This is a genomic window from Micromonospora sp. SL1-18, assembly GCF_047921505.1.
Taxonomy (GTDB): Bacteria; Actinomycetota; Actinomycetes; order Mycobacteriales; family Micromonosporaceae; genus Micromonospora.
The window spans coordinates 1-270 of record NZ_JBLROA010000266.1 but is presented as its reverse complement, the minus strand read 5'-3'; the positions used below and the strand labels follow the sequence as shown (position 1 = coordinate 270).

The window sequence follows — 270 nt, the reverse complement described above, 5'->3', positions numbered from 1 at the left end:
GCGCAGCAGCGCCTTGGCCGGGTCGGTGTCGCTGCGTTCGAGGGTGGCCTGCTGCCGGTCACATGCGGCCAGCAGCAGCATCCGCGGGACCCTCGGGCTGCCTTCGAGTTCGAACACATCCACCGGCAGACGACCATTGGCGTTGAGGAACGTGGCAGCCTGCCGGGTGCGGCCCTTGATGACACTGGACGGCAGGCCTTCCCCGGCCGGGATCGCCGTGCGCACCTGCTCCCACTCGGCGGGGGTGCGTTTACGCGGATCGGCCGGCCA

The 270-nt window shown here is 70.7% G+C and carries 1 protein-coding gene; it reads right to left on the bottom strand.

Features of this window, described 5'->3' with window-relative positions:
• The coding region (locus ACNAW0_RS30880; protein ID WP_416291560.1) for a hypothetical protein at nt 1-270 on the bottom strand (270 nt) is incomplete at both ends.